We start from the raw sequence: 23032 nt of genomic DNA, 5'->3' as shown, positions 1-23032 counted from the left end.
ACACATTAATAAATGTCGGACATTTCAACAAGACGCAGATGCTTCAACTTTGGTCGCGCGAGAAGCCCGCCCTACACAGCTAACAAGGGCGAAGCTAACAAGAAGGCGGGTAACAAGGGGGGGGAGTAACAAGGAGTGCGGCCAGAACGACAGGGGCCAGACGCGATGTCTGGCCCCTGTCACGCCATGTGGCCTTGGGAAGGCGGGTCACATGCAAAGCGCCATGACCAGGTCAAGCCGATGGCGGGTAGCGAGCCAGGTGGCCATTGAGGGTCAATTGCCATTCCTTGAGTGTCTGGGCACAGGAGAGATCGAGCAGCGTGACCTCCAGCGTCGCAGTGTCCTCCAGCGATGACAGCAGCGATGTCAGGGAATCGGCGGTGGGCGGCGAGGCAGTACCATTGGCTGGCGCCTCGAACAGTGGCTCATTGCCTTCAGGGTGGCGAGTCACTTTCTGCGCAGGCGAGATATCCCGACATTGATGGCCCATCACGATGAAGTTGCCCTCACTGACGCGGAAGACACGCAACGGATAGAAGCAGGCATTCAGGTGCGGGCCAAGCTGGGCATCGAGTGGTGCAAGTTGTCTGTCGCCAGCGTCGCGTCGCGCGCCTCCCTTACTGCCCAGACGAAGATGGCACAGCGTGATGTGCTGCCCCATGGCGTCCTGACACTCACGGGCCAGTGCTTCGAGAGCGGCATCCAGCAGCGCACGGGTGAAGCAGCCACTGTGGCTGTCGCGCCACCGGTTCGGGTCACGTTCTACCTGCTGCGGGCAGAGTCGATGCAGGGTGGGCGCCGGCGGTATCGGTTGCTCCGTCAGCACTTCACGCGCCGCCTGCAGCAGCTCTGGCGGTAGATGGCCATGACGGTGTTCGATATCGCACAGCGCCTGGGCTTCACTGACACCGGTATGACGCACCAACTCGATGACCTGCACGACCAGCGCCAGAGTGCTGGCAGCGAGCGACGTCTCGCCAAGCGACGTTGCAGCAATATCGGTAGAGGCCTGCTCCGCCTGTGGGATGTCTGTATTAGGAGGAGCAGAGGGAAGCTCAGAAGGAGGTGTTGTAGAGGTTTGCGACAGCTGCGATGACGCGTCAGCGTTGCCGTTTGCATGCGGCGCCAACCTGCTGCAGGCCCCCACCATGAACTGCTGGCTGGCACGCAGCAGGTCAGCTTCGGCGGGCGCCATCAGAGCGTCTTCCATCATGCGAGCACCGATCTCGACATGGCGACGCAGCAAGTGATACTGATCGAAATGCAGTTCATCGCGTGGTCGCAGCAGTGAGTCAGGCAGCGCCAGCTTGCCGATATCATACAGCATGGCAACGCGCTCCAACGTGGCGATTTCCTGGCGGTCCATCCCGAGTCGTGTCGCGATGGCGCTGACAAGATTGGCGGCCAGCCAGTCTTCTCCCGAGCGCTCGGGACAGCGTTCCTCGCGGATCATGCGCATCACCGACCCGAGCCTGTCTTCGCCGCGCTGCTCAAGCTCATGCTCCAGTTGATTCATGCGCTGGCGCATCTGCAGCTGTCGCTCGCGATACTGGCGCAGGAAGGCGTAGCCAAAGGCTAGGCAGAGCATCAAGGTCACCAGCAGGGTGATCAGGAAGTGCCAACGCTCCAGCGCGTGCTTCTTCTTCATCAAGTCTGCGTGCGCCTGGAAGGCGGCTTCACTGATGTCATCGAGATAGACGCCGCTGGCGATGATCCACTGGAAGGGGGGATACAGGGCGGCGTAGGCGGTCTTGTCGACCTGCTCGGCGCCCGGGCGCTTGGGGAAGCGGTAATCGAAGTAGATACCACTGCCGTTCAAGACACCCTCGAGCTCGGTACGATACGGGAAGCGTCCACTGCTGTCCTGGTACTCGGTCGACAGCAGCTTGCCTTCGGTGTCGGGCAGCAGAGGATGGATCAAGCGGCGTGCATAGCCCTCACCGCCGGCCGGGTCCAGGATATCGTTGATCCAGACATAGCGGCTTTCCTCGCGCTCGATACTCGCGTGCAGAGACTGTCTCAGCTCATTGGCGACCAGAAAGGCCACCATCTTCGGGTCGATATGCACCAGTGCCCAGGGGGCAGGCTGCTGTCGACGATCAAGGCGTACAGCGCCGGGGCTGTCTTCCTCTTGCCCCAGAGGCACGGCAAACACCAGACCGGCATCCGTGCCGCGCAGGAATTGTGCCTTGCGCATGCCCGCGTTGAGGCGCTGATTCAGCTCCTGATTCCACCAGTCAGGGTGGAGCGTGGTGGGGAGCTGCACGATGTCGATCCAGTCCGGGTTGATGCGCAGGTCCGGGAACTGGCGCAACAGTTCGGTGCTGACGAAGGAGCGATCACGACCACTCAGATGGCTGATGCCCAGTGACGGTGAGCGCATGGTGGTGATGAGAAGACGTTGCAGACGATGCTCGTAATCGCGATGTCGCGAGGCGATCATGCCCAGTGTCTGCTCCACCATCAGGCTGGCCTGTTGACGCCGTTCCCTGGCGACCAGCATCTGTGTCGCCTGGGCCTGCAGAATGTCCTGTTCGCGACTCTGCGATTCCTGAAATACCAGCAGGCCGCCAAGCGAGATACAGGAAAGTGCGGTCAACCCCAGCCACAGGCGCAAGGGTTTGCCGAACGGACGCTGTCTGTCCGGGGAGCGAAGATCGGGCGGGCCGGTATCTGGCCCATGTCGAGAGAGATCACTATCCTTGATCATCGAGTCACGTCATCCATGAGTGATGCGGTGGCGCTGCGAAGGGCGATGATGGCACTGTTTCGAGCATAGCGGCTAGCGCAACACCCAGGAGATGTCGTTTCAGGCCTCGACGTCATCTAGCCAACGCTACGGTGTTGGCGTCCAGATGCCAAGTGAGGGCGCTCAGCACTCCGCGAAGCCCCAGTTCAGGGCACTTGCGCGCTTTGCGTATCGCGCGATGTCTTGCGAGCAGGCGTTGAAAGGGGCATGATGAAGCTAGTTTTCTGTATGGCTTTCAAGAAGATATCTGTCATTTGTCTATGGCTGTCCAGAAGAGGCTCGCTAACATCTTGATTTGAGGCGCGCCGGTCGAGTGTTGAAGGTGTCGTGCATAAGCTGCAAGTCAAATTGTCGCTCATCGTCCTGCAGTGAACTCATAGCGTTGTCTTCTTGTTGTCGACAAGATCAAAAGTGGAAAATCGTGCATGAACCGACATGATGAAAAGATCATTGCCAGTGCTCGCAAGCAGCGTGCTCTCTTTGATGAGCTCGAAAAGGCGTTGGCGGAAGAGCTGAATGCGCTGGATCGCTCTTCTCAGCCGGAGCCCGCCGCTGAGCCGAACCACGACGCCGACGACGCGCGCGCTCAACAGCGTGAAGCGGAGTTCGTGGCGCGGCTCGAGAGCCTGATCGCGGAATTCGATCTCGATCGCGAGGCCGCCCAGACATGGCTGCGTGAGCTTGAGGCCTTCAAGGGAGACGCGGGTTCAGAGGAATCAGCGTAAGCCTCAGTCTTGGCTGATTTCTCTTGCACAACGCCCAGCACTTCTTCCTGAAGGCTGGGCGTTGTGCGTTTCTCGCTTGGCGCATCTGGATCCAATGGTTATCTAGCCCGATAGATTTTCTGACGTCTTGTTATTGGCTTACCTGCTTAGCGACGAAACCGCTTGCCTGTTTGACGGAAGCTTCATTCGGCAACGCTCCCACCGGCCCTCGACCTCGGGTTTGGGCCTAGATCTCCTCCCAGATGGCTTCCTTCAATTCATCTGTCAGGCCTTGCAGGCGTTGCAGGCGCTTGACGGTATGTTCCTGCACATCACTGACGATCTCCGTCAGGCACTCCTTCGACTCGTGTGGGTCAACGAACCCGGTCGATAGCAGGCACTGGCCCATTTCCATGCTCTTGGTCTGCCACATGCGAATAAACTCGATTTCCTGCTCATATGCCTTGAGGCTCAGGGTCCACCATACCTGCTGACAACGCATCAAGGGGGCGAGGGGATGCACGAGGTCGTCTGGTCGATTCATCCAGGGCAGTGGGGTGCTGAACATGGCAGCGAAAGGCTGCATCGGTTGATTGGCGACTGGCATTCTGGACTCCTGTCTCATGGTATCTGATAGCTGATGAGTGCAAACCTTGGGGGAAATACCTGCGGGGCAGCTGGTGTTTGGCGTTATTGTGACCAATAGTGATAGTGGCTGGTGTCTAGTGGCACAGGCTTCGCAACCTGCGCTGAGTTGAGCATAGCTCCCTCTGCTGGAATGCGCGCGAGCATCCTATGCTGCCCCCCAGTCAACCCTGTCCTCAGACAACCCTGTGCCCAGATGATGAATTGCGTGAGGTCACCGACAAGGAGGCGATCATGATCAATGAAGTCAAATCCGTACTGGCAGCATTCTTTGGTGTCCAGAAGGAGGCCAATCGCAAGCGTGATTTCGAGCACGGCCATGCGCTGGACTTTCTGGTGGTGGGACTGGTGATGGCCGCACTGCTGGTGGGAGGGATGGCGCTGCTGTCCACGGTCGTCGCCGGCTGATGAGCCGCTCAGGCGACAGAGACGAAACGTCAGGCAAGATTCTTCAGATACGAAACATCCGGCACGAAAAAAGCCCCCGCCCAGGAGAGCATCCTGGACGGGGGCTTTTGCTTGGCTCACTCGGCTGCGATTGCCTTCTATCCCGCGTCTGTGCGCAGGCAGAAACCGTGAGTTATCAAGAGCGGGCGATCAACGACGCGCGAACAGCGGCGTCTTCTGGTCGACACCGGTCTGGTAGCTGACGCTGAACGAGCTCAGGGCATGCAAGGCATCTTCCACGTACTGATCATCACGCAGAGCAAAGGCACTGATGCCGCAACGGCTCATGTAGTGGAGTTGATCCACCAGCACGTCACCGATGGCGCGAATCTCACCCTGATAGCCGAAGCGCTCGCGCATCAGGCGGGCGATGGTGTAACCGCGGCCATCATTGAAGTTCGGGAAGTCGACCGCCAGCAGCGGTGCGTCCGCCAGTGCTTTGCCCAGTTCCGGCGTGAGCTCGGTGTCACTGGCAAGCCAGGGCGCCAGATGATCAGAGCCTTCCCCGGCGGCGACCAGTGCCTGCCATTCTGCCAGCGGCAGCAGGGCGGGTTGCTGATAGCTCGGCAGATTGCCGTCTTCATCCTGACGCACGACCTGCCAGGCATCTTCGCTCACCAGCTGATTCTGACGGATGACGCCACCCTGGCGCTGATCGGTCAATTCACGTGCTGATGTCATTTCTGCAGTCACCTCAGGCATAGACCCGCTCCTTGAACGGCTTCATGCCGATGCGGTGGTAGGTATCGACGAAGACTTCATCTTCCAGACGCTGCTCGACGTACACCTGCAGTACCTTGTCGATGACGTTCGGCATGTCTTCGGCATTGAAGGACGGGCCGAGGATCTTGCCGAGCGTGGCGTTGTCGTCGCTGCGTCCGCCCAGCGAGACCTGGTAGAACTCCTGGCCTTTCTTGTCGACACCGAGGATACCGATGTTGCCGACGTGGTGATGGCCACAGGCGTTCATGCAGCCCGAGATGTTCAGGTCCAGCGGGCCGAGGTCGTACAGGAAGTCGAGGTCTTCGAAGCGGTCCTGCAGTGCCTGAGCGATGGGAATCGACTTGGCATTGGCCAGCGAGCAGAAATCGCCACCCGGGCAGCAGATCATGTCCGCCAGCGTGCCCACGGTCGGGTTGGCCATGCCGAGTTCTTCCAGCGCCTTCCAGAGTGTCTCGAGTTCATCAACCGGCACGTCAGACAGCACCAGGTTCTGCTCGTGCGTCACGCGCAGTTCACCGAAGCCATACTGCTCCGCGAGGTCAGCCACGGCGTCCATCTGGTCGGCAGTGACGTCACCCGGGGCCAGTTCACGGCGCTTGAGTGACAGGGTGACGGCCTTGTAGCCCGGCACCTTGTGGCCGACGACGTTGTTGGTTACGAAACGCGCGAAGGCACGGTTCTCACTGCGCAGGGTTTCATAGGCCTCGATGGCCTCGGCGCTGACTTCACGGCGCTCAGGCTCGGGGAAGTAGCTGGTCGCCTTGGTGACGGCGGAGTCGGTGAGGGTTTCCGGGCCATCCTTGAGGTGGGCCCATTCTTCCTCGACGCGACGACGGAATTCATCGATTCCCAGTGCCTTGACCAGGATCTTGATGCGCGCCTTGTACTTGTTGTCGCGACGGCCCCACTGGTTGTAGACACGCACGATGGCGTCCAGATAGGTCAGCAGGTGCTGCCAGTCGAGGTCTTCGCGCACGATGTCGCCGACCATCGGCGTACGGCCGAGACCGCCACCCGCCAGGATGGTGGCCTTGACGCTGCCATCGTCGGCGCGGTTGAGACGAATGCCGATATCGTGGACCTGGATGGCAGCACGGTCGGCGCTGGCACCGGTGACGGCAATCTTGAACTTGCGCGGCAGATAGGCAAATTCCGGGTGAAGCGTGGACCACTGACGGATCAGCTCACACCAGGGACGCGGATCGACCGTCTCGTCTTCCGCGATACCGGCGAACTGGTCAGTCGTGGTATTGCGGATGCAGTTGCCGCTGGTCTGGATCGCATGCATCTCGACCTGAGCCAGTTCGGCGAGAATCGCCGGGACATCTTCCAGCTTCGGCCAGTTGAGCTGCAGATTCTGGCGAGTCGTGAAGTGTCCATAGGAACGGTCATAACGACGACTGATGGCCGCCATGGCGCGCAGCTGGACAGCGCTCAGCATGCCGTAGGGAATGGCGATACGCAGCATCGGGGCATGACGCTGGATGTAGAGGCCGTTCTGCAGGCGCAGAGGGCGGAATTCTTCATCTCCCAGACGGCCCGCCAGATAGCGATCCATCTGGTCCTTGAACTGAGCTACCCGCTCGTCGACCAGTGTCTGGTCGTAGGTGTCATAGCGATACATGTCAGGGGTGTCCTGCGGTCGGGCATCAGATGATCGTCCACTGATGCGAATCTTGTTGATGCTGAAGCCACCATACCCTCTATTCTTTATTCTTTAAAAGAATAAATCCTCATAGTTTTCGACGATGGCGTTATTAAGAAGGCGCGTTGAGTTTGCCTACCAGCAACGAAAAAGAAAAGACCAGCCGCCGGAGGGTAAGGCGTCTGGCCATGTTGCCGGGGTCTCACGACAGGCACGGGCCTGCCACATGCCGGGCTTGCGCAGAACGGAGGGCCTCAGTCAGATGCCATCAGCCCGGGTCATTGCCTGTGCCTGGTGCGCTCCTGACAGCTTTCAGCAGACTGACACGCGCATCCGCGTTGGCGTGAAAGCGCGTCTCGAAGGCCTGCTGCGGCATCGGGCGACCGAAGAGATAGCCCTGGAAGGCGTGGACGCCCATGGCCTGGAAGATTTCGGCTTGCCCCCGCTCCTCGACCCCCTCGACAACGACCTGCATGCCGAGTGATTGGCCCATCGCGACGATGACCCGCGCCAGCTCCCTGTCCCGGCGACTGGTCTCGACATTCATGACGAAGGAGCGATCGACCTTCAGGATGCCGAAAGGCAGATCATGCAGATAGGAGAGGCATGAGAAGCCTGTCCCGAAATCATCCAGCGAAAGGTTGACGCCCAGTCTGCGTATGGCCTGCAACTGATAACGCAGGCTGTCTTTGCTGTCGAGCATCAGGTTCTCGGTGACCTCGACCACCAGCTGCGAGGGACGAATCGGGTAGCGCTCGAGCAGTGACTCGAGCTGGTGCAGCATGCCTTGATCCCTGAACTGGATGACGGAGGCATTGACGGACAGATAGCGCTCCTCGATCCCGAGTCGTCGCCATTCGCACAGAATCACGGCAGCCTCTTTCAATACCCAGTTGCCGATCTCGACGATCTGTCCGGTCTTTTCTGCCGCCGCAATGAACTCATTGGGGGGCACCAGGCCGAGCTCAGGGTGCTCAAGGCGGATCAGTGCCTCCGCGCCGAGCAGTTCCGGAGCCTCCAGGTCCGCGCTGGCCGCCCGGAAGATGGGCTGTAGATAAAGGCGGAACCAGCCCATGGTCAAGGCTTCGCGGATCATGCGCTCCTTCAGGAACAGCGGCTCACCGTCTTCCAGCGCGCTATCGCGGACGCAGGTGCGGTATTGATTGCCCCCCTTGTGCTTGAGGTCCACCACGGTAAGTTCCAGTAGACGCATCAGGCGGCTGGGGCTCTCGTCATCTGCCTGCGCCTGCAGGCCCGCCATGCTCAGGCTGAGATGGATGGGTTCACCAGCCTTGAGCAGCGGATGGGAGAAAGCGATTTGAATCCGATGGACAAGTGGGCGCAAGTCATTGATATCACAGGTCATGACGAATTCATCACCACCAGTACGTCCGATCCAGTCGGGGCCACACTCCTTGAGCCGTGCGCCAACCTCTTTCAAAAGAAGATCGCCATCCATCGGCCCCAGGTGGTGATTGATGCTGTGGAATCGATCGATATTGACCAGCAGCAAACCAAAGACAGCGTCACGTGCGATCAACTGCTGGACATGCTGATTGAGCGACAGCCGGTTGGGTAACTGCGTCAAGGGGTCAATCAGCTCATGCTCCAACAGCCGTTGCTGGGTCCTGGTCAGTTCGGTGATGTCCGTCAGCAGCATCATCGTGCCCCGGGCCTGGCTGCCATTGGCGGCGGGAATGACCACCTGAACCTGACGGTCTTCCTGGTGTTGGCAGTTCAATGTCATCACCAGATCGTTGCAGGCATTGCCCAGTCGCAAGGCCGTGCTGATGCGATGGATGTGCTTGCCATTCTGACTGCTGATGAGAGCATGGAAGGGCATGCCGACAAGATGTTCACGTGCCCAACCGGTCACCTCCAGCATTTGCTCGCTGGCATCCTGCACAGTGCCCTTGTCGTCGATCACCAGCAGCAACGCGGGGGTATCACGATAGAAGTGTTGATAGCGCTCTTCATTGTCACGCAGCGCTTCCATCATGTTGAAGATTCGCCCCCCCAGCTTGTTCAGCTCCACGATGACCTTGTTGATCTCGCGCGAGTGAACGGGTGGAATGCGTTGGAAGGTGGCATGCTGGCCCTCCAGCTGCCGCATGCGCCTCACGGCCTTGCTCAAGGGGGTCATCACATCGCGCTTCAACTGCCAGGAAAGCATCAGCAGAATCGACAGAATGATGGTCAGGGCGATCCCGAACAGCACAGCTCCACCCTGGTAACGGGCGGCAAGCAACGGGGCGTTGGTGCTCTCCAGTTCAAGCCTGCCAACGGCCTGCTTGACCAGCGAGTTCTGATAGACAAGTGGCTTCGAATGCGTGACCGGATCCAATGCTGTGCCGCTCTTGGCAATCTCCTCGACAAGCTCCCCCTCATGATTGAAGTAGCGCACGGCATGAACACTGGCGTGGTGACTGAGAGTCTCGAGGTAGGCATGGATTCTCTCATCGTCGAAGTTCCATATGGCGTCCGGCATCGACAGCGCCACGATATCCATCATTTCCTGATGGTCATCATGCATGTGCTCGACGGCCTCGCTGGCATACAGGTAATAACTCACGGCTCCACTGATGGCACAGATGGTGAATACCAGCGGTGCAAGTATCCGCAGTATTCGCCATCTGAGCGGTGACGCATGCTCGCCATCACTCTCGGGCGCCGTACCGGGGGCCTTTGCGAGTTTCGGGCCATCATTGATCACGCTGTTCTCCCTCGGTGGCGATGGACGTTGCCCTGCGAGCTCTCCTTGCGCCTCCTCATTGGGGGGTGTCCATGAGCGCGCTGGAACGTGCAGTCTTCTTCTGGGTGGCGGGAGCCTGAGGGGGCAATCCGGATGCCGGGGCCTGGTGGCCAAGCATCTGCGTCAATACCCTCATCGGATCAAACCCATAGTCATCCCGCGATGCCTGCAATCCGAAGGCGGCGAAATCTGCGGCTTCCCAGTCAGGGTTTTCCAGAAGCGGGCCATATCGCGCCACATTGTCATGCGTGATGGCGCTCATCGGGAAGTTGACGGTTCTGGGGGGCCAGTCCTCGATATCGGCATGGTCTCTTGCCATCACCATCGCCCAGGCTCCCGCCATGAAATGACCGCCGTCCGTCAACAGCATGCGCTGGTCCTTCACCATGCTGATACCCTCCGGTGACCAGTTGAGCCCTGCCACCAGCACATCCACGCCGGGCGTGAGGCCCGCTGACTCGAGCGCAAGAATGGCCCCCTCGGCCATGGCATCATTCGCCGCCCAGATCAGATCATTCTGACCGCTTGAGCGGCTGACCCACTTGAGATATTGCGCAGTAAGATGTTCGGCATCCTGAGTGTTCCAGCGCGCCTCGAGTATGCGATCTATCTGGACGTCCTGGTCCTGGGAAAAGCCGGCCACCATGCCGGTATTGCGGGCAATCGAGGCAGGGGTTCGGGTGTCACCGATCAAGGCAAGCCCATGCAATTGGCCGGTGGGCGAGCCTTCTCGCGCCACCTTGATCAGCTGGGTCGCCATGCGTTTGCCCGCAGTATGGTTGTCGGGGATGACGCTGCCGATCCAGGCGGGGTGGAGGGACCCCGGGGTGCCATGGGTCAGCGCCTCTTCGCGGGTCAGTCCGTTCAACAGCATCACGACATGGGTGTCGTGGCCATCCGCAATCGTCAACAACTCGGAGGCCGCCTGCTCTTCATTGACCAGCAGGAGGTAATCCGGAGCGGCAGGGCTTTCCAACGCCTGAATCGCGAGTTTCTTGAGCAGGTAGGGATTGCGCTCGGCGTAGACGACTTCCAGTGAGATATTCAGGTCCAGGGCGGCTGCTTGCATGGTGTCGGTCACCATGTCCCAGAAGCGTTCGCCACGCAGTCCGGGGTTCACGAAGGTGGCGCTCAGCGGGCGTCCAGGCATCGCCTCCTGTGCACCACGCGCTCTCGATTGGCCTGAAGGGTAGGCAGGGGCTTGAGTGTTTTCGGAGGCTCGAGGCGTGAGATCGGAGGAGGAAGAGCCAGAGGATGAGGCATTGACCAGCCCGCTGAGGGCAAGGCAACCACACAGGACGATCAGCCTTGGCAAGCCAAGTTGTGCTCGTCCTGTCCTGATGGTGGCAGCGGACATGGCGTTCTCCCTAGTGCATTGACTTTTGTTTCTATCAGGGTACGCGACTGGGCAAGCTGGGTATGGACTTCAACAAGACTGCCATTTACCAAGCTTCAACGATTGAACGACATATATCATTCTCTCTTGATGTCTTCCATGGGCTACAGGCGCGAGTGGCAGCAAAGGCTGCTGGCTAGCTGCACCAGAGAACACCTTCAAAGGCGCAAGGCTTGCCACGCTCTGCGTTGCCAGATAAGCCCGAAGACGAGCGAGTTGAGCAGGCGATAGGCGAGCTGTATCGCCCAGATGGCGACAAGGCCACCTTCCTGATGGACGCCCCACCACCAGGCCGCGGGCAGAAAGATCAGCCACTGCAGGCTCAAGGTAGCAAGCATCACGGTGCGATGGGCGCCGGCGCCCAGCAGTGCCTGGGCCAGCACGATGGCGGTGCAGTCGAGCACGATCATGGCGGCTGTCATCTGCAGCGGCAGCAGGCCCAGCTCGATCAATGGCGGGCGATGCAGGAACAGCCCGAGCACGCTCTGGGGCGCGACCCACAGCGGCAAGCCCAGCAACAGCAGACACGGCAGTGCCACGCGCACGGTGTCCCACCCCCAGCGATGGGCCTCTTCATGCTCGCCGCTGCCCAGGGCCTGGCCCACCAGACTCATGGCGGCAAGCCCAAGCCCGACTCCGGGCAATATCAGCAGCAGGGAGAGATTCACCAGCACATGGCCGACCGCGACACTGGCCGCATCGATCTGACCGAGTATCCAGAACAGCATCGCGTAGCCCGCCGCGAACCATAGCTGCTGAAAGGAGTGGGGCACCGCCAGCTTGAGCAGCGTCAGGTAATGCGTCATCGGCGGCCAGGCATGCAGGACACCGTGCAGACTGCGCTCGCCCAGCGTCGCCTTGATCCACAGCGCCAATGCGACCAGCAGGGACAGTGTCGTACCGGCCCCGGCGCCATCGGCGCCCATCTGCGGGGCGCCGAACAGGCCGTGGATCAGGATGATGCTGAGCACGACATTGACCGCCTGGGTGATCAACATGATGCGCAGATAGATGCCGGTGCGCTGCAGGCCATTCCAGAAACCTCGGAAGCAGAACGCCATGGCGACCGGTATCAGCCCCAGCACGCGCCATTGGAAATACGAGGCGGCGGTTTCATGCACGCCGGGCTGGTCATTGATCAGCGACAGCAGCGGCTCAGCCCAGTGATGGCAGGCGAGAGTGACGGGAATGCCGATCGACAACGCCAGCACCAGACCGGCATTCAGGCCTTCGCCACAACGCTCCGGCGCATCCTCGCCCAGGCGCCGCGAGGTCTGGGCCTGAACGGCGGAGGACAGCCCGAAGATCAGCGCCGTGACCATGAACATGGCATAGCCACCGATCCCCACACCCGCCAGCGCCGTCTCGCCCAGACTGCCGACCAGTGCCGCGTCGATCAGGTTGAGCAGGCTCTGCGACAGCATCGCCCCGATGATCGGCAGCGCCAGCTTCAGAATTCGTGTGTTGCGCGCAAGATCCCCCAGCATCAGACGCTCCCACGCGGGGAGTCGGAAAAATGAGAAGAGCAGAAAGAGTCAAAAGCCTCGAAGGCGGCTGACAGACGGGAAACCAGTGAACGGGGCTGCGATGAACAGAACAGCGAGAAACCGAGCAGTGATAGACAGGACAGTGACAAACAGAGCAGTGATAAACAAAGCAGCGATAAACAAAGCAGCGATAAACAAAGCAGTGACAACGGCAGCACGGGCGACTCACGACAGCAGACAAGGAAGAGCGCCATGATAGCGCGCTCGGCAAACTGAAGACATCGCCTCTCAGACGTCAGCGCGCCCCACCGCCTGAAAGGTGAGGCGCGTGGAGCTGACGTTGGCTGCATCAACCGGCGGGACGGCTGATGGAGGGGATCAATCGGCGTCGGGATCGTAGCTCAGCACCGGCGACAGCCAGCGTTCCATCTCGGAAAGCTCCATTGCCTTGCGGCTCGCCAGGGACTGCACCTGATCGCGGGTGATCTTGCCGGTGGAGAAGTATTTCGACTCCGGGTGTGCGAAGTACCAGCCAGAGACGGCGGCCGCCGGCCACATGGCAAAGCTCTCGGTCAGCACCATGCCGGCATGCGTCTCCGGTTCGAGCATGCGGAACAGCGTGGCCTTCTCTGTATGGTCAGGGCAGGCCGGATAGCCGGGCGCCGGACGAATGCCGCGATACTTCTCGGCGATCAATGCCTCGTTGTCGAGCACTTCCTGGCTATCGTAGCCCCAGAACTCCTTGCGTACGCGCTCGTGCAGGCGCTCGGCAAAGGCTTCGGCGAGACGGTCCGCCAGCGCCTTGACCATGATGGCGTTGTAATCATCGCCCGCCGCCTCGTACTCCCTGGCCAGTTCATCCGCGCCATGTCCGGTGGTCACGGCGAAGCCACCGATCCAGTCCGGCTTGCCACTGTCACGCGGGGCGATGAAGTCGGCGAGACTGTGACAGACGCCATCACGGTTCTTGGTCATCTGCTGACGGATGTGATGCAGGCGCTCGACCACCTGGGTGCGTGATTCATCGGCGTAGACTTCCAGGGTGTCGTCGTCGACACAGTTGGCCGGCCAGAAGCCGATCACGCCACGCGCCAACAGCACCTTGTCATCGATCAGCTTGCGCAGCATCACCCTGGCATCGGCAAACAGCGAACGCGCCGCTTCTCCGACCGTCTCATCCTGCAGAATCTTCGGGTACTTGCCCGCCAGCTGCCAGCTCATGAAGAAGGGCGTCCAGTCGATGCGCTCGACCAGTTCATTCAGATCGTAGTCATCGAAGACCTTGAGGCCGGTGAAGCTGGGAGCCGGTGGGGTGTAATGCTCCCAGTCCGGCTGGAAACGGCGCTTGCGCGCCTCGCGGTAGTCGAGGTCCGCGGCCTTGGGGCGGCGCTTGGCGTTGCGCTCGCGCACCACGGCGTACTCGGTGCGAATCTGATCGACATAGGCTGCCTTGAGTTCCGGCGACAGCAGACGCGAGGCCACGCCCACCGCGCGCGAGGCGTCGGTGACATAGATGACCGGCTGCTCATACTGCGGTTCGATCTTGACTGCGGTATGTGCCTTGGACGTGGTCGCACCACCGATCAGCAGCGGCAACTCGAAGCCACGGCGCTGCATCTCCCTGGCGACATTGACCATCTCGTCCAGCGACGGCGTGATCAGCCCGGAAAGCCCGATGATGTCGGCCTTCTCGTCGATGGCGGTCTGCAGGATCTTCTCCGCCGGCACCATCACGCCCAGGTCGATGACCTCATAGTTGTTGCACTGAAGCACCACGCCGACGATGTTCTTGCCGATGTCGTGGACATCGCCCTTGACGGTGGCCATGACGATCTTGCCCTTGGCCTGGGTCTCGCCGCTCTTCTCGGCCTCGATGAAGGGGATCAGGTGGGCGACCGCCTGCTTCATGACGCGCGCCGACTTCACCACCTGGGGCAGGAACATCTTGCCCGCGCCGAACAGGTCGCCGACCACATTCATGCCGTCCATCAACGGCCCTTCGATGACCTCGATGGGTCGGGCTGCCTGCAGGCGCGCCTCTTCGGTATCTTCCTCGATATGGACGGTGATGCCCTTGACCAGCGCGTGCTCGATGCGCTTATTGACCGACCAGCTGCGCCATTCGAGGTCTTCCTTCTTCTCGCCGCTGCTGCCATCGCCCTTGTACTTGTCGGCGATGTCGAGCAGGCGCTCGGTGCTGTCATCGTGGCGGTTGAGTACCACGTCCTCGACGGCGTCGCGCAGCTCCCGGGGCAGGTCATCGTAGAGCGCCAGCTGGCCGGCGTTGACGATGCCCATGCTCAGGCCCGCCTGGATGGCGTGATAGAGGAATACCGAGTGGATCGCTTCGCGGACCGGATTGTTGCCACGAAACGAGAAGGACACGTTGGAGACGCCACCGGAAATCATCGCGTGGGGCAGGTTGTCATGAATCCAGCGCGTGGCCTCGATGAAATCGACCCCGTAGTTGTCGTGCTCCTCGATGCCGGTGGCGATGGCGAAGATGTTGGGGTCGAAGATGATGTCCTCGGCCGGGAAGCCGATGTCATCGACCAGCATCCGGTAGGCGCGCTCGCAGATATCGATCTTGCGCTGATAGGTATCGGCCTGACCGACATCATCAAAGGCCATGACCACCACGGCGGCGCCGTGACGGCGACAGATCTGCGCCTGCTTACGGAAGCTTTCCTCGCCTTCCTTGAGCGAGATGGAATTGACCACCGCCTTGCCCTGGATGCACTTGAGCCCCGCCTCGATGATGTCCCACTTCGAGGAATCGACCATGATCGGCACGCGCGAGATGTCCGGCTCCGAGGCGATCAGGTTCAGGAAGCGCACCATGGCCTCCTGTGACTCCAGCATGCCCTCATCCATGTTGACGTCGATGACCTGGGCGCCGTTCTCGACCTGCTCGAGGGCGACTTCCAGCGCGGTGGTGTAGTCCTCCTCCTTGATCAGGCGACGAAAGCGCGCGGAGCCGGTGACGTTGGTACGTTCACCGACATTGACGAACAGCGAGTCCGGCTGGATGTTGAAGGGCTCAAGCCCCGACAGGCGGCAGGCCGGCGCGATCTTTGGCACCTTGCGCGGCGGGTACTGGGCCACCACGCGCTTGACCGCCTGGATATGCTCTGGGGTGGAGCCACAGCAACCGCCGATGATGTTGAGCAGACCCGCCGCGGCGAAGGAGCCGATGATCTCGGCCATCTCGTCCGGGGTCTGGTCGTACTCGCCGAATTCGTTGGGCAGGCCGGCGTTGGGGTGCGCGGAGACGAAGGTATCGGCCTTCTCGGACAGCTCAAGCAGGTAAGGGCGCAGCTCCTCGGCGCCCAGCGCGCAGTTGAGGCCGATGCTCAGCGGACGTGCGTGACGCACCGAGTTCCAGAAGGCTTCGGTGGTCTGGCCGGATAGCGTACGCCCCGAGGCATCGGTGATGGTGCCGGAGATCATCACCGGCAGCCGCGGATGGCCTTCGTCGAACAGCTCCTCGAGGGCGTAGATCGCCGCCTTGGCATTCTGGGTGTCGAAGATGGTCTCGATCAGGATCAGGTCCGCGCCGCCCTCGAAGAGCGCCAATGCGGCCTCGCGGTAGTTCTCGCGCAGGATATCGAAGGTGACGTTGCGCTTGGCGGGGTCATTCACGTCCGGCGAGATGGAGCAGGTGCGGCTGGTCGGGCCGAGCACCCCGGCGACGAAGCGCGGGATGCCGGTCTCGGCGGCCACGGCGTCCGCCGTCTTGCGCGCCAGACGTGCCGATTCGAGATTGATCTCGTGGACCAGTGCCTGCATGCCGTAATCGGACTGCGACAGCTGAGTGGCATTGAAGGTGTTGGTCTCAACGATATCGGCGCCGGCCTCGAAGTAGGCGCGGTGGATCGCCTCGACGATGTCCGGCCGGGTCAGCGCCAGCAGGTCGTTGTTGCCCTTGATGTCGCTGGGCCAGTCGGCGAAGCGCTCACCGCGGAAGTCTTCCTCTTCCAGCCCATAGCTCTGCAACATGGTGCCCATGCCGCCATCGAGGATCAGGATACGCTCCTGCAGCGCCTGGCTCAGCGCGTCGGGCAGGGGCAGAGAATAGGGAACAGGGGATAGGGCTTGCGCCATGACGGACTCCAGCGTGCGTGACCTGTCGCGTTGTCTCCCGAACGTGCAACTCTCATTACCAGGCCAGTACTTTGCCAAGCCAGTACCTTCTGAGCCAGTACCTCCTGAGCCCAGTACCTTGCCGAGAAAGTCACACGCCACAGGCGCGAACTCATTGCTATTGAGAGGCGCTGGCGAGGGATCCGCTCACGAAATCCCCGCCTGGCCAGTTTGGGATATCGTATCAGACTGCAGAATCGTCACGATGAGCATGATTCATGCGCAACATGAGTCAGTCAGGAGTGCCCGCAAGGGAGTGGCTGCGCGCAGGGCACCAAACCCGAGTGATTTGCTCAGGATTGCGAGTGCAGCAGGTTTTCCTTAACATGGAGCCATTAGTCACCTGACATCAAGAGAGTCTCTGCGCCATGAGTGAGAGCATCCAGATTACCGATAGCGCCCAGGAGTATCTTGCCGAGCTGCTCGAGAAGCAGAACGTCGAAGGCATCGGTGTGCGCATCTTCATCACCCAGCCGGGCACGCCGTATGCCGAGACCTGTCTCGCCTACTGCCGCCCGGGCGAGGAAGAGCCGACGGATGAGATCCTGGATCTGCCGAAGCTGAAGGTCTATCTCGACACGCACAGCGTACCGTTCCTGGAAGAAGCGACCGTCGACTTCAATGCCGATCGCATGGGGGGGCAGCTGACCATCAAGGCGCCGAACGCCAAGATGCCCAAGGTCAACGCCGACAGCCCGCTGGAAGACCGCATCAACTACCTGCTCTACAGCGAGATCAACCCGGGCCTGGCGGCTCACGGTGGCGAGATCAAGCTGGTGCAGCTGACCGAAGAGCAGGTCGCCGTGCTGCAGTTCGGTGGCGGTTGCCAGGGCTGCTCTGCTGTCGATCTGACGCTGAAGGATGGTGTCGAGAAGACGCTGATGGAGCGTATCCCGGAACTGACCGGTGTGCGTGACGTCACCGACCACACCGACACGACCAACGCCTACTACAGCTGATGTCGGGTCTGGCTTAGGGCCCATGACGAGGGCCCGAGGTCAGGGCCGAAGCCAGGCACAGGCTAGAAACGCAATCTCCCATCGATTTTCGGTGGGAGATTTTTTTATGGGCGCGACGTCAGCCTGTCAGGGGATGAGGCAATCTGACGCGAGCCTGTGACATCCAGGCCCGGGCATACAGCGTATGAAGGGAGGTTCGGGGAAGTCGCTGCGTAAAGTATTAGATTTATCTGGTATCGTGGCAGTATCTTTTTCATGCTGGTAGCGCCCATCGGCTGGCCGGCGTGACACGTTTTTCCGTCGAACGTTTCCTCCCATCGTCAAGAGATAGCCTTCATGAGTCTGGCCAACCTGCGCTTTCGCACCATCAACATCATCATCTGTGCGCTTTCCGCCTTGGCGGGACTGGTGTTGCTGGTCGTGTTGGCATTCATTACCCGCAACGTGTCCGACCTGCAGCACGACTGGCAGGAATATCAACAGGCGCGCTCCGACAAACCGCGCCTGGAAGGCCAGCTGACCAAGGCCCTGGGCTATGGCGGCATGGTGCATGACTTCAAGAATCTCGTGCTGCGTCAGGACCTCGAGCTGATCGGCGAGGTGCAGAACGAGATCGGTGCCGCTCGCAGCGCTCTGAGCCGTTATCAGAACCTTGGACTGACCCAGGGGGAGGAAAATGCGGTGGCGGGTCTGCGTGCCACCATCAGCCGCTATGAGCTGATGGTGCCCAGAATACGCACGATGATCGAGCAGGGGCGTTCGAGTGCCGATATCGACAAGCTGGTTCAGATCGATGATTTCCAGGCCGTCTCGGGGCTGGATACCCTGCGGCGTATCTCCATCGCGGAGCTGCGTGACAATGACAATCCGCTCGAGAACGGCATGGGCAAGGCTCGCCTGGTGGCCAATCTGCGCCGAGATCTCGGCTACGGCGAGATGATCCACCACTTCAAGAATTATGTGCTGCGCAGTGACGCCATCTACGGTCAGCAGGCGGCGCAGGACATCGAATCGCTGCGCGCCACCCTGGCGGCTTATCGTGCGCTGGGCATGAACACCGCCGAGCAACGTGCCATCCGCGATATCGCCGATGTCATCCAGTCCTACGGTGACCGCTTGAACAAGGTCAACCAGCTGCATGACGAGCAGGCAGACCTCTCACCGCGTGAGATCGATCAACTGGTCAAGGTCAATGATGCGCCGGCGCTTGACGCACTGGCAGTGCTGGATCACGAAAGCCGCATGCGGATCGGGGCCACCTCTGCCGCGGTCGGCAAGACGCTCAAGCTGCTGGCCACGGTGGCCCCGGTGGTCAATGGCCTGGCACTGGCGATGATCGTGGTGCTGATCGGCATCTCGATGTGGCTGTTCGGGCGTTATGTGCTGGTGCCGATACGTCGTCTGACCCAGACCATGAACACCCTGGCCAATGACGATGTCAGCGTGGTGATCGACAGCACCCAGCACACCAATGAAGTGGGCCAGATGGCGCGGGCGCTGCAGAAGTTCAAGTACAACATCATCGAGAGCAACAACTACAAGAAGCGCATCACGCAACTGGCGATGCATGACTCCCTGACGGGACTGCCCAATCGACAGCATTTCTATGAGCGGGTCGAGCATTGCCTCGAAAGCGTCAATGACGAAGGCGGGCAGCTGGCGTGCCTGATGCTGGATATCGACAAGTTCAAGCCCATCAATGACACCCATGGCCATGCTGCCGGGGATGTGGCGCTCAAGGTGATCGCGGAGCGACTCAACCAGGTGGTGCGCAAGGGCGATTTCGTCGCGCGTCTGGGAGGCGATGAGTTCGTGGTGCTGGTCCACAATGCCGACATCCAGGCGAATCTGGGGCGCCACGGGGAACTCGCCCAGCTGGCCCAGCGCATCATCGACAGTCTGGGCAAGCCATTCCTGTATGAAGAGCACAAGCTGGAAGTGGGCTGCAGCATCGGGATTGCCATCGCCCCTCAGCATGGCAGCGACCGTGAACAGCTATCACACAATGCGGACATGGCGCTCTACGCCGCCAAGAATGAAGGCCGCAATTGCGCGGTGCAGTTCAGCCGCCATGATGAGCTGGGCCAGATTGTCGCGACCGCCAGCAAGAAGCGTGAGGGGCAGAAACAGCAGTGACGGAAGCCCAGGGCTTCAGGCCTGGGTCTCAAGCCCTGGAGCTCAAGCACTAGAGCAGAAGCCGCCTCTGTGGCAATGGAAAGGCAGTGGCAACGCAAGCAAGGCCAGATGCCGCATGATCAGGCAATCAAACGGCGCCCCTCGGGGCGCCGTCTTGCGTCTGGTGGGGACAAATCATCAGCGGCGGTGGGCAAGGGCGAGAGTTGCCCGGTACTGGTACTGGCCCGGGCCTGCACGCTCACCGATACGGGGCTTGGGATAATTCTACGTTATCCATACGCTTCTCGAGGATAATTTATGGTTTGCGACATCCATAACGGTTTGTTATGGTTTATAGCGAATTCGCCAACTGCGAAATATTTTATGAAAACCATGACAATGACTTCCACGATTCAGGGCCTGGCCCACCACACCCACGATGCCGTGATCAACCGCGCCAGCGCGCCGTTGTTCATCCGTCAGCCGACTACCGATGATGGTTGGGGCATCTATGAGCTGGTCAAGGCCTGCCCGCCGCTGGACCTCAATTCAGGGTATTCGTACGTTTTGCTGGCCACGCAGTTCCGTGACAGCTGCGCCATCGCGACAGATGAGGAAGGTGAGGTCGTCGGCTTCGTTTCCGGTTACACCCGCAACGACGCCCCGCAGACCTTCTTCCTGTGGCAGATCGCCGTCGGTGAGAAGGCGCGTGGTACTGGCCTGGCACGCCGCTTGATCGAAGCCGTGATGAAGCGTCCCGAAATGGCGCACGTACGTCATCTCGAGACCACCATCACGCCGGACAACGAGGCGTCCTGGGCATTGTTCACTCGCCTCGCCGAACGCTGGCAGGTGCCGCTGCACTCGCGTGAGTACTTCTCTTCAGACCAGCTGGGTGGCGTGCACCTTGCCGAAAACCTGGTGCGCATCGGCCCGTTCCTGCCGAGCGACATCTGAGTGCTCGACGCGCTCAAGGCTCTTGTGCCGCCAGGGCCCATGCGCAGCAAGGGCGGGTAGCAAGCCGCAAGAAGTCCCGGGCGGGACGCCGTCATGATTCTTGTGTCGGTCGTCGAGAAGAATCACGTCCCGTCCGGCAGATGTTCACGACAGGAAGGTTGTGACATCTCCTGCTGACCCCATGTGTGAGTGAGGTAGGGTCAGTGTCATTCGTTGGATCGTCTTTACATTCTGGTATGGCCATTTCAGTAGTCGGCCATCCATCACCAGGGAGGTGACAGCATGAATACGCAGATTCTCGAACAGATGGAATCCGAGGTACGCACTTATTCGCGTTCTTTCCCGACCGTTTTCACCAAGGCGCAGAATGCCCACCTGTTCACCGAGGACGGCAAGCGCTACATCGATTTCCTCGCCGGTGCCGGTGTGCTCAACTACGGGCATAACCATCCGGTACTCAAGAAGGCACTGGTCGATTACATCAGCAATGATGGCATCATCCACGGCCTCGATATGTGGACTTCCGCCAAGCGCGATTTCCTCGAAGCGCTGGAGGAAGTGATCCTCAAGCCGCGTGGTCTGGACTACAAGGTCCACTTCCCGGGGCCGACCGGCACCAACGCGGTCGAAGCTGCCATTCGTCTGGCGCGCAAGGTTTCCGGCCGCCACAACATCGTGTCGTTCACCAACGGCTTCCATGGTGTGACCATGGGTGCCCTGGCCACCACCGGTAACGCCAAGTTCCGTGATGCGGCGGGTCTGCCGGCGCAGGGTGCGCAATTCGTGCCCTACGATGGCTACATGGGTGAGGGCATCGACACCGTTGCCTATCTCGACAAGCTGCTCAAGGATTCCTCCAGCGGCCTGGATCGCCCGGCAGCAGTGCTGGTCGAGACCGTGCAGGGTGAGGGCGGTATCAACCCGGCCTCCATCGAATGGCTCCAGCGTCTGGATGCCTTGTGCAAGGAGCACAAGATCCTGCTGATCGTCGATGATATCCAGGCGGGTTGTGGTCGTACCGGCAAGTTCTTCAGCTTCGAGCACGCCAACATCGTGCCGGACATCGTCTGCAACTCGAAGTCGCTGTCTGCCTCCGGTGTGCCGTTCGCGATGGTGATGATGCGTCCCGAGCTGGACCAGTGGAAGCCGAGCCAGTACAACGGCACCTTCCGTGGCCACGCCCTGGCCTTCGTGACCGGCGCCGCCGCGCTGCGCCACTTCTGGAGCGATGACAAGTTCGAGCGCGATATCCAGCGCAAGGGCCGTATCGTCGAAGACCGCTTCCAGAAGATTGCCGCCAAGGCCCGCGAGAACGGCTTCGAAGCGCACGAGAAGGGCCGTGGCCTGATGCGCGGTATCGATGTCCGTGACGGTGAGCTGGCCGATGCCATCACCTCACGCTGCTTCGAGCAGGGCTTGATCATCGAGACCAGTGGTCACTCCGGTCAGGTCGTCAAGTGCCTGTGCCCGCTGACCATCCGCGACGAAGACCTGCTGGAAGCCCTCGATATCATCGAGGAAAACGCTGCCGCAGTGCTGTCCAAGTAATGCTGTCTTCCCGCGGGGCGCCCGGTCATCGGCGCCCCGCGGGTCGTTGGTGAGCTTCTGGCTTGCCATCCCCACCGATTGCCCATCCAGGTCACCCCTTCGTTACGGTAATCGCCATCTGTCAGCTGTCGATGTCAGGCAGCCTAGTGAGGAAAACACATGATCGTTCGCAATCTCGAAGAAGCCCGCAGCACCGATCGTCTGGTCAAGGCCGAGAATGGCAACTGGGATAGCACGCGCCTGCTGCTCGATGAAGATGGTGGCAAGTGTTCGTTCCACATCACCCGCATCTTTGAAGGCACCGAGACCCACATCCATTACAAGCATCACTATGAAGTGGTGTATTGCATGGAAGGTGAGGGTGAAGTCGAAACCCTGGCCGATGGCAAGATCTGGCCGATCAAGCCGGGCGACATCTATATCCTCAACGAGCACGATGATCACCTGCTGCGTGCCACCAAGACCATGCACCTGGCCTGTGTGTTCACCCCGGGCTTGACCGGCAAGGAAGTCCATCGTGAAGATGGCTCCTATGCACCTGCCGAAGCCTGAGACCCTGTCTCGTCGTGAGTAAGGCGCGAAGCGTCTGACCTCAAAGGACAAGCGTCATCCAGAAAGCCCCGTAGCCTTGCTGCGGGGCTTTCTGCGTCGTGGTGGTGAGAAACCGCTCCGTGAGGTTGCCGCGCAGCAGCGCGCTCAGGGATTTCCACGCTCAATTATCGTTAGTGGTGCGCAGCTTGCCGGCTCTGCCAGTCAACAGTC

At 60.6% G+C, this 23032-nt stretch carries 15 protein-coding genes; 7 read left to right on the top strand and 8 right to left on the bottom strand.

Going from position 1 to position 23032, the window contains the following annotated elements; translation table 11 throughout:
* Positions 1–232: 232 nt before the first annotated feature.
* On the bottom strand, positions 233–2710 hold the full coding sequence (locus tag H2O77_RS09150) for a cache domain-containing protein (protein ID WP_215822696.1): 2478 nt from the start codon (positions 2708–2710) through the stop codon (positions 233–235).
* A 464-nt stretch (positions 2711–3174) separates the two neighbouring features.
* Here H2O77_RS09150 and H2O77_RS09145 point away from each other — a divergent pair, with 464 nt between their 5' ends.
* A complete protein-coding gene (locus tag H2O77_RS09145; RefSeq protein WP_215822694.1) occupies positions 3175–3474 on the top strand; it encodes a hypothetical protein in 300 nt (99 codons plus the stop codon).
* A gap of 226 nt (positions 3475–3700) precedes the next feature.
* Here H2O77_RS09145 and H2O77_RS09140 read toward each other — a convergent pair whose 3' ends face one another.
* The gene (locus H2O77_RS09140; protein WP_153635789.1) at positions 3701–4060 is read right to left on the bottom strand and encodes a hypothetical protein; all 360 of its coding nucleotides are present in this window, start codon (positions 4058–4060) and stop codon (positions 3701–3703) included.
* A 272-nt stretch (positions 4061–4332) separates the two neighbouring features.
* Between H2O77_RS09140 and H2O77_RS09135 the strand changes: the two genes are divergently transcribed.
* Positions 4333–4506, top strand: a complete 174-nt coding sequence (locus H2O77_RS09135; RefSeq protein WP_082388754.1) for a DUF2970 domain-containing protein — start codon at positions 4333–4335, stop codon at positions 4504–4506.
* A gap of 189 nt (positions 4507–4695) precedes the next feature.
* Here the strand turns inward: H2O77_RS09135 and H2O77_RS09130 are convergent, their stop codons facing one another.
* The 6 genes from H2O77_RS09130 to metH form a co-directional block, all read right to left on the bottom strand.
* Positions 4696–5247 carry a DUF934 domain-containing protein gene (locus H2O77_RS09130; protein WP_240548558.1) on the bottom strand — a complete coding sequence of 184 codons (552 nt, stop codon included), beginning with the start codon at positions 5245–5247 and terminating at the stop codon, positions 4696–4698.
* Entirely contained in the window at positions 5240–6892 is a 1653-nt protein-coding gene (locus H2O77_RS09125) for a nitrite/sulfite reductase (RefSeq protein WP_215822692.1), read from the bottom strand. Before H2O77_RS09125 ends, H2O77_RS09130 begins: the two co-directional genes overlap by 8 nt.
* A 289-nt stretch (positions 6893–7181) precedes the next feature.
* Entirely contained in the window at positions 7182–9485 is a 2304-nt protein-coding gene (locus tag H2O77_RS09120) for a bifunctional diguanylate cyclase/phosphodiesterase (protein ID WP_215822690.1), read from the bottom strand.
* A 196-nt stretch (positions 9486–9681) separates the two neighbouring features.
* Positions 9682–10815, bottom strand: a complete 1134-nt coding sequence (locus H2O77_RS09115) for an ABC transporter substrate-binding protein (protein ID WP_215822688.1) — start codon at positions 10813–10815, stop codon at positions 9682–9684.
* Positions 10816–11219: 404 nt separating this feature from the next.
* A complete protein-coding gene (locus H2O77_RS09110) occupies positions 11220–12548 on the bottom strand; it encodes an MATE family efflux transporter (RefSeq protein WP_215822686.1) in 1329 nt (442 codons plus the stop codon).
* A gap of 378 nt (positions 12549–12926) precedes the next feature.
* Positions 12927–16652, bottom strand: coding sequence for a methionine synthase (gene metH / locus H2O77_RS09105; RefSeq protein ID WP_215822684.1), 3726 nt, complete (start codon positions 16650–16652; stop codon positions 12927–12929).
* 407 nt (positions 16653–17059) lie between these two features.
* Between metH and nfuA the strand changes: the two genes are divergently transcribed.
* The 5 genes from nfuA to H2O77_RS09080 all read left to right on the top strand — a co-directional run bounded on the left by nfuA (position 17060) and on the right by H2O77_RS09080 (position 22822).
* Positions 17060–17650: a Fe-S biogenesis protein NfuA gene (gene nfuA / locus H2O77_RS09100; protein ID WP_054556652.1), complete on the top strand. Its 591-nt coding sequence runs from the start codon at positions 17060–17062 to the stop codon at positions 17648–17650.
* 336 nt (positions 17651–17986) lie between these two features.
* Positions 17987–19786, top strand: coding sequence for a sensor domain-containing diguanylate cyclase (locus H2O77_RS09095; RefSeq protein WP_215822682.1), 1800 nt, complete (start codon positions 17987–17989; stop codon positions 19784–19786).
* 372 nt (positions 19787–20158) lie between these two features.
* Entirely contained in the window at positions 20159–20722 is a 564-nt protein-coding gene (gene ectA / locus H2O77_RS09090) for a diaminobutyrate acetyltransferase (RefSeq protein WP_240548557.1), read from the top strand.
* A gap of 282 nt (positions 20723–21004) precedes the next feature.
* Entirely contained in the window at positions 21005–22270 is a 1266-nt protein-coding gene (gene ectB / locus H2O77_RS09085) for a diaminobutyrate--2-oxoglutarate transaminase (RefSeq protein WP_043334231.1), read from the top strand.
* Positions 22271–22429: 159 nt separating this feature from the next.
* Positions 22430–22822 (top strand): ectoine synthase, encoded by a 393-nt coding sequence (locus H2O77_RS09080; protein ID WP_043334232.1) that lies wholly within the window; start codon positions 22430–22432, stop codon positions 22820–22822.
* Positions 22823–23032: the final 210 nt, after the last annotated feature.

Origin of the sequence: Cobetia sp. 4B (assembly GCF_018831605.1) — a bacterium.
In the GTDB taxonomy this organism is placed as follows: Bacteria; Pseudomonadota; Gammaproteobacteria; order Pseudomonadales; family Halomonadaceae; genus Cobetia; species Cobetia amphilecti.
Note: the sequence above shows the minus strand (reverse complement) of the source record. Positions and strands in the feature narration are given on the sequence as shown.

Coding starts and splice junctions, on each gene's coding strand:
- H2O77_RS09150 (WP_215822696.1), bottom strand. CDS start 2,710: ATGATCAAGGATAGTGATCTCTCTCGACATGGGCCAGATACCGGCCCG.
- H2O77_RS09145 (WP_215822694.1), top strand. CDS start 3,175: ATGAACCGACATGATGAAAAGATCATTGCCAGTGCTCGCAAGCAGCGT.
- H2O77_RS09140 (WP_153635789.1), bottom strand. CDS start 4,060: ATGCCAGTCGCCAATCAACCGATGCAGCCTTTCGCTGCCATGTTCAGC.
- H2O77_RS09135 (WP_082388754.1), top strand. CDS start 4,333: ATGATCAATGAAGTCAAATCCGTACTGGCAGCATTCTTTGGTGTCCAG.
- H2O77_RS09130 (WP_240548558.1), bottom strand. CDS start 5,247: ATGCCTGAGGTGACTGCAGAAATGACATCAGCACGTGAATTGACCGAT.
- H2O77_RS09125 (WP_215822692.1), bottom strand. CDS start 6,892: ATGTATCGCTATGACACCTACGACCAGACACTGGTCGACGAGCGGGTA.
- H2O77_RS09115 (WP_215822688.1), bottom strand. CDS start 10,815: ATGCCTGGACGCCCGCTGAGCGCCACCTTCGTGAACCCCGGACTGCGT.
- H2O77_RS09110 (WP_215822686.1), bottom strand. CDS start 12,548: ATGCTGGGGGATCTTGCGCGCAACACACGAATTCTGAAGCTGGCGCTG.
- metH (WP_215822684.1), bottom strand. CDS start 16,652: ATGGCGCAAGCCCTATCCCCTGTTCCCTATTCTCTGCCCCTGCCCGAC.
- nfuA (WP_054556652.1), top strand. CDS start 17,060: ATGAGTGAGAGCATCCAGATTACCGATAGCGCCCAGGAGTATCTTGCC.
- H2O77_RS09095 (WP_215822682.1), top strand. CDS start 17,987: ATGAGTCTGGCCAACCTGCGCTTTCGCACCATCAACATCATCATCTGT.
- ectA (WP_240548557.1), top strand. CDS start 20,159: ATGACAATGACTTCCACGATTCAGGGCCTGGCCCACCACACCCACGAT.
- ectB (WP_043334231.1), top strand. CDS start 21,005: ATGAATACGCAGATTCTCGAACAGATGGAATCCGAGGTACGCACTTAT.
- H2O77_RS09080 (WP_043334232.1), top strand. CDS start 22,430: ATGATCGTTCGCAATCTCGAAGAAGCCCGCAGCACCGATCGTCTGGTC.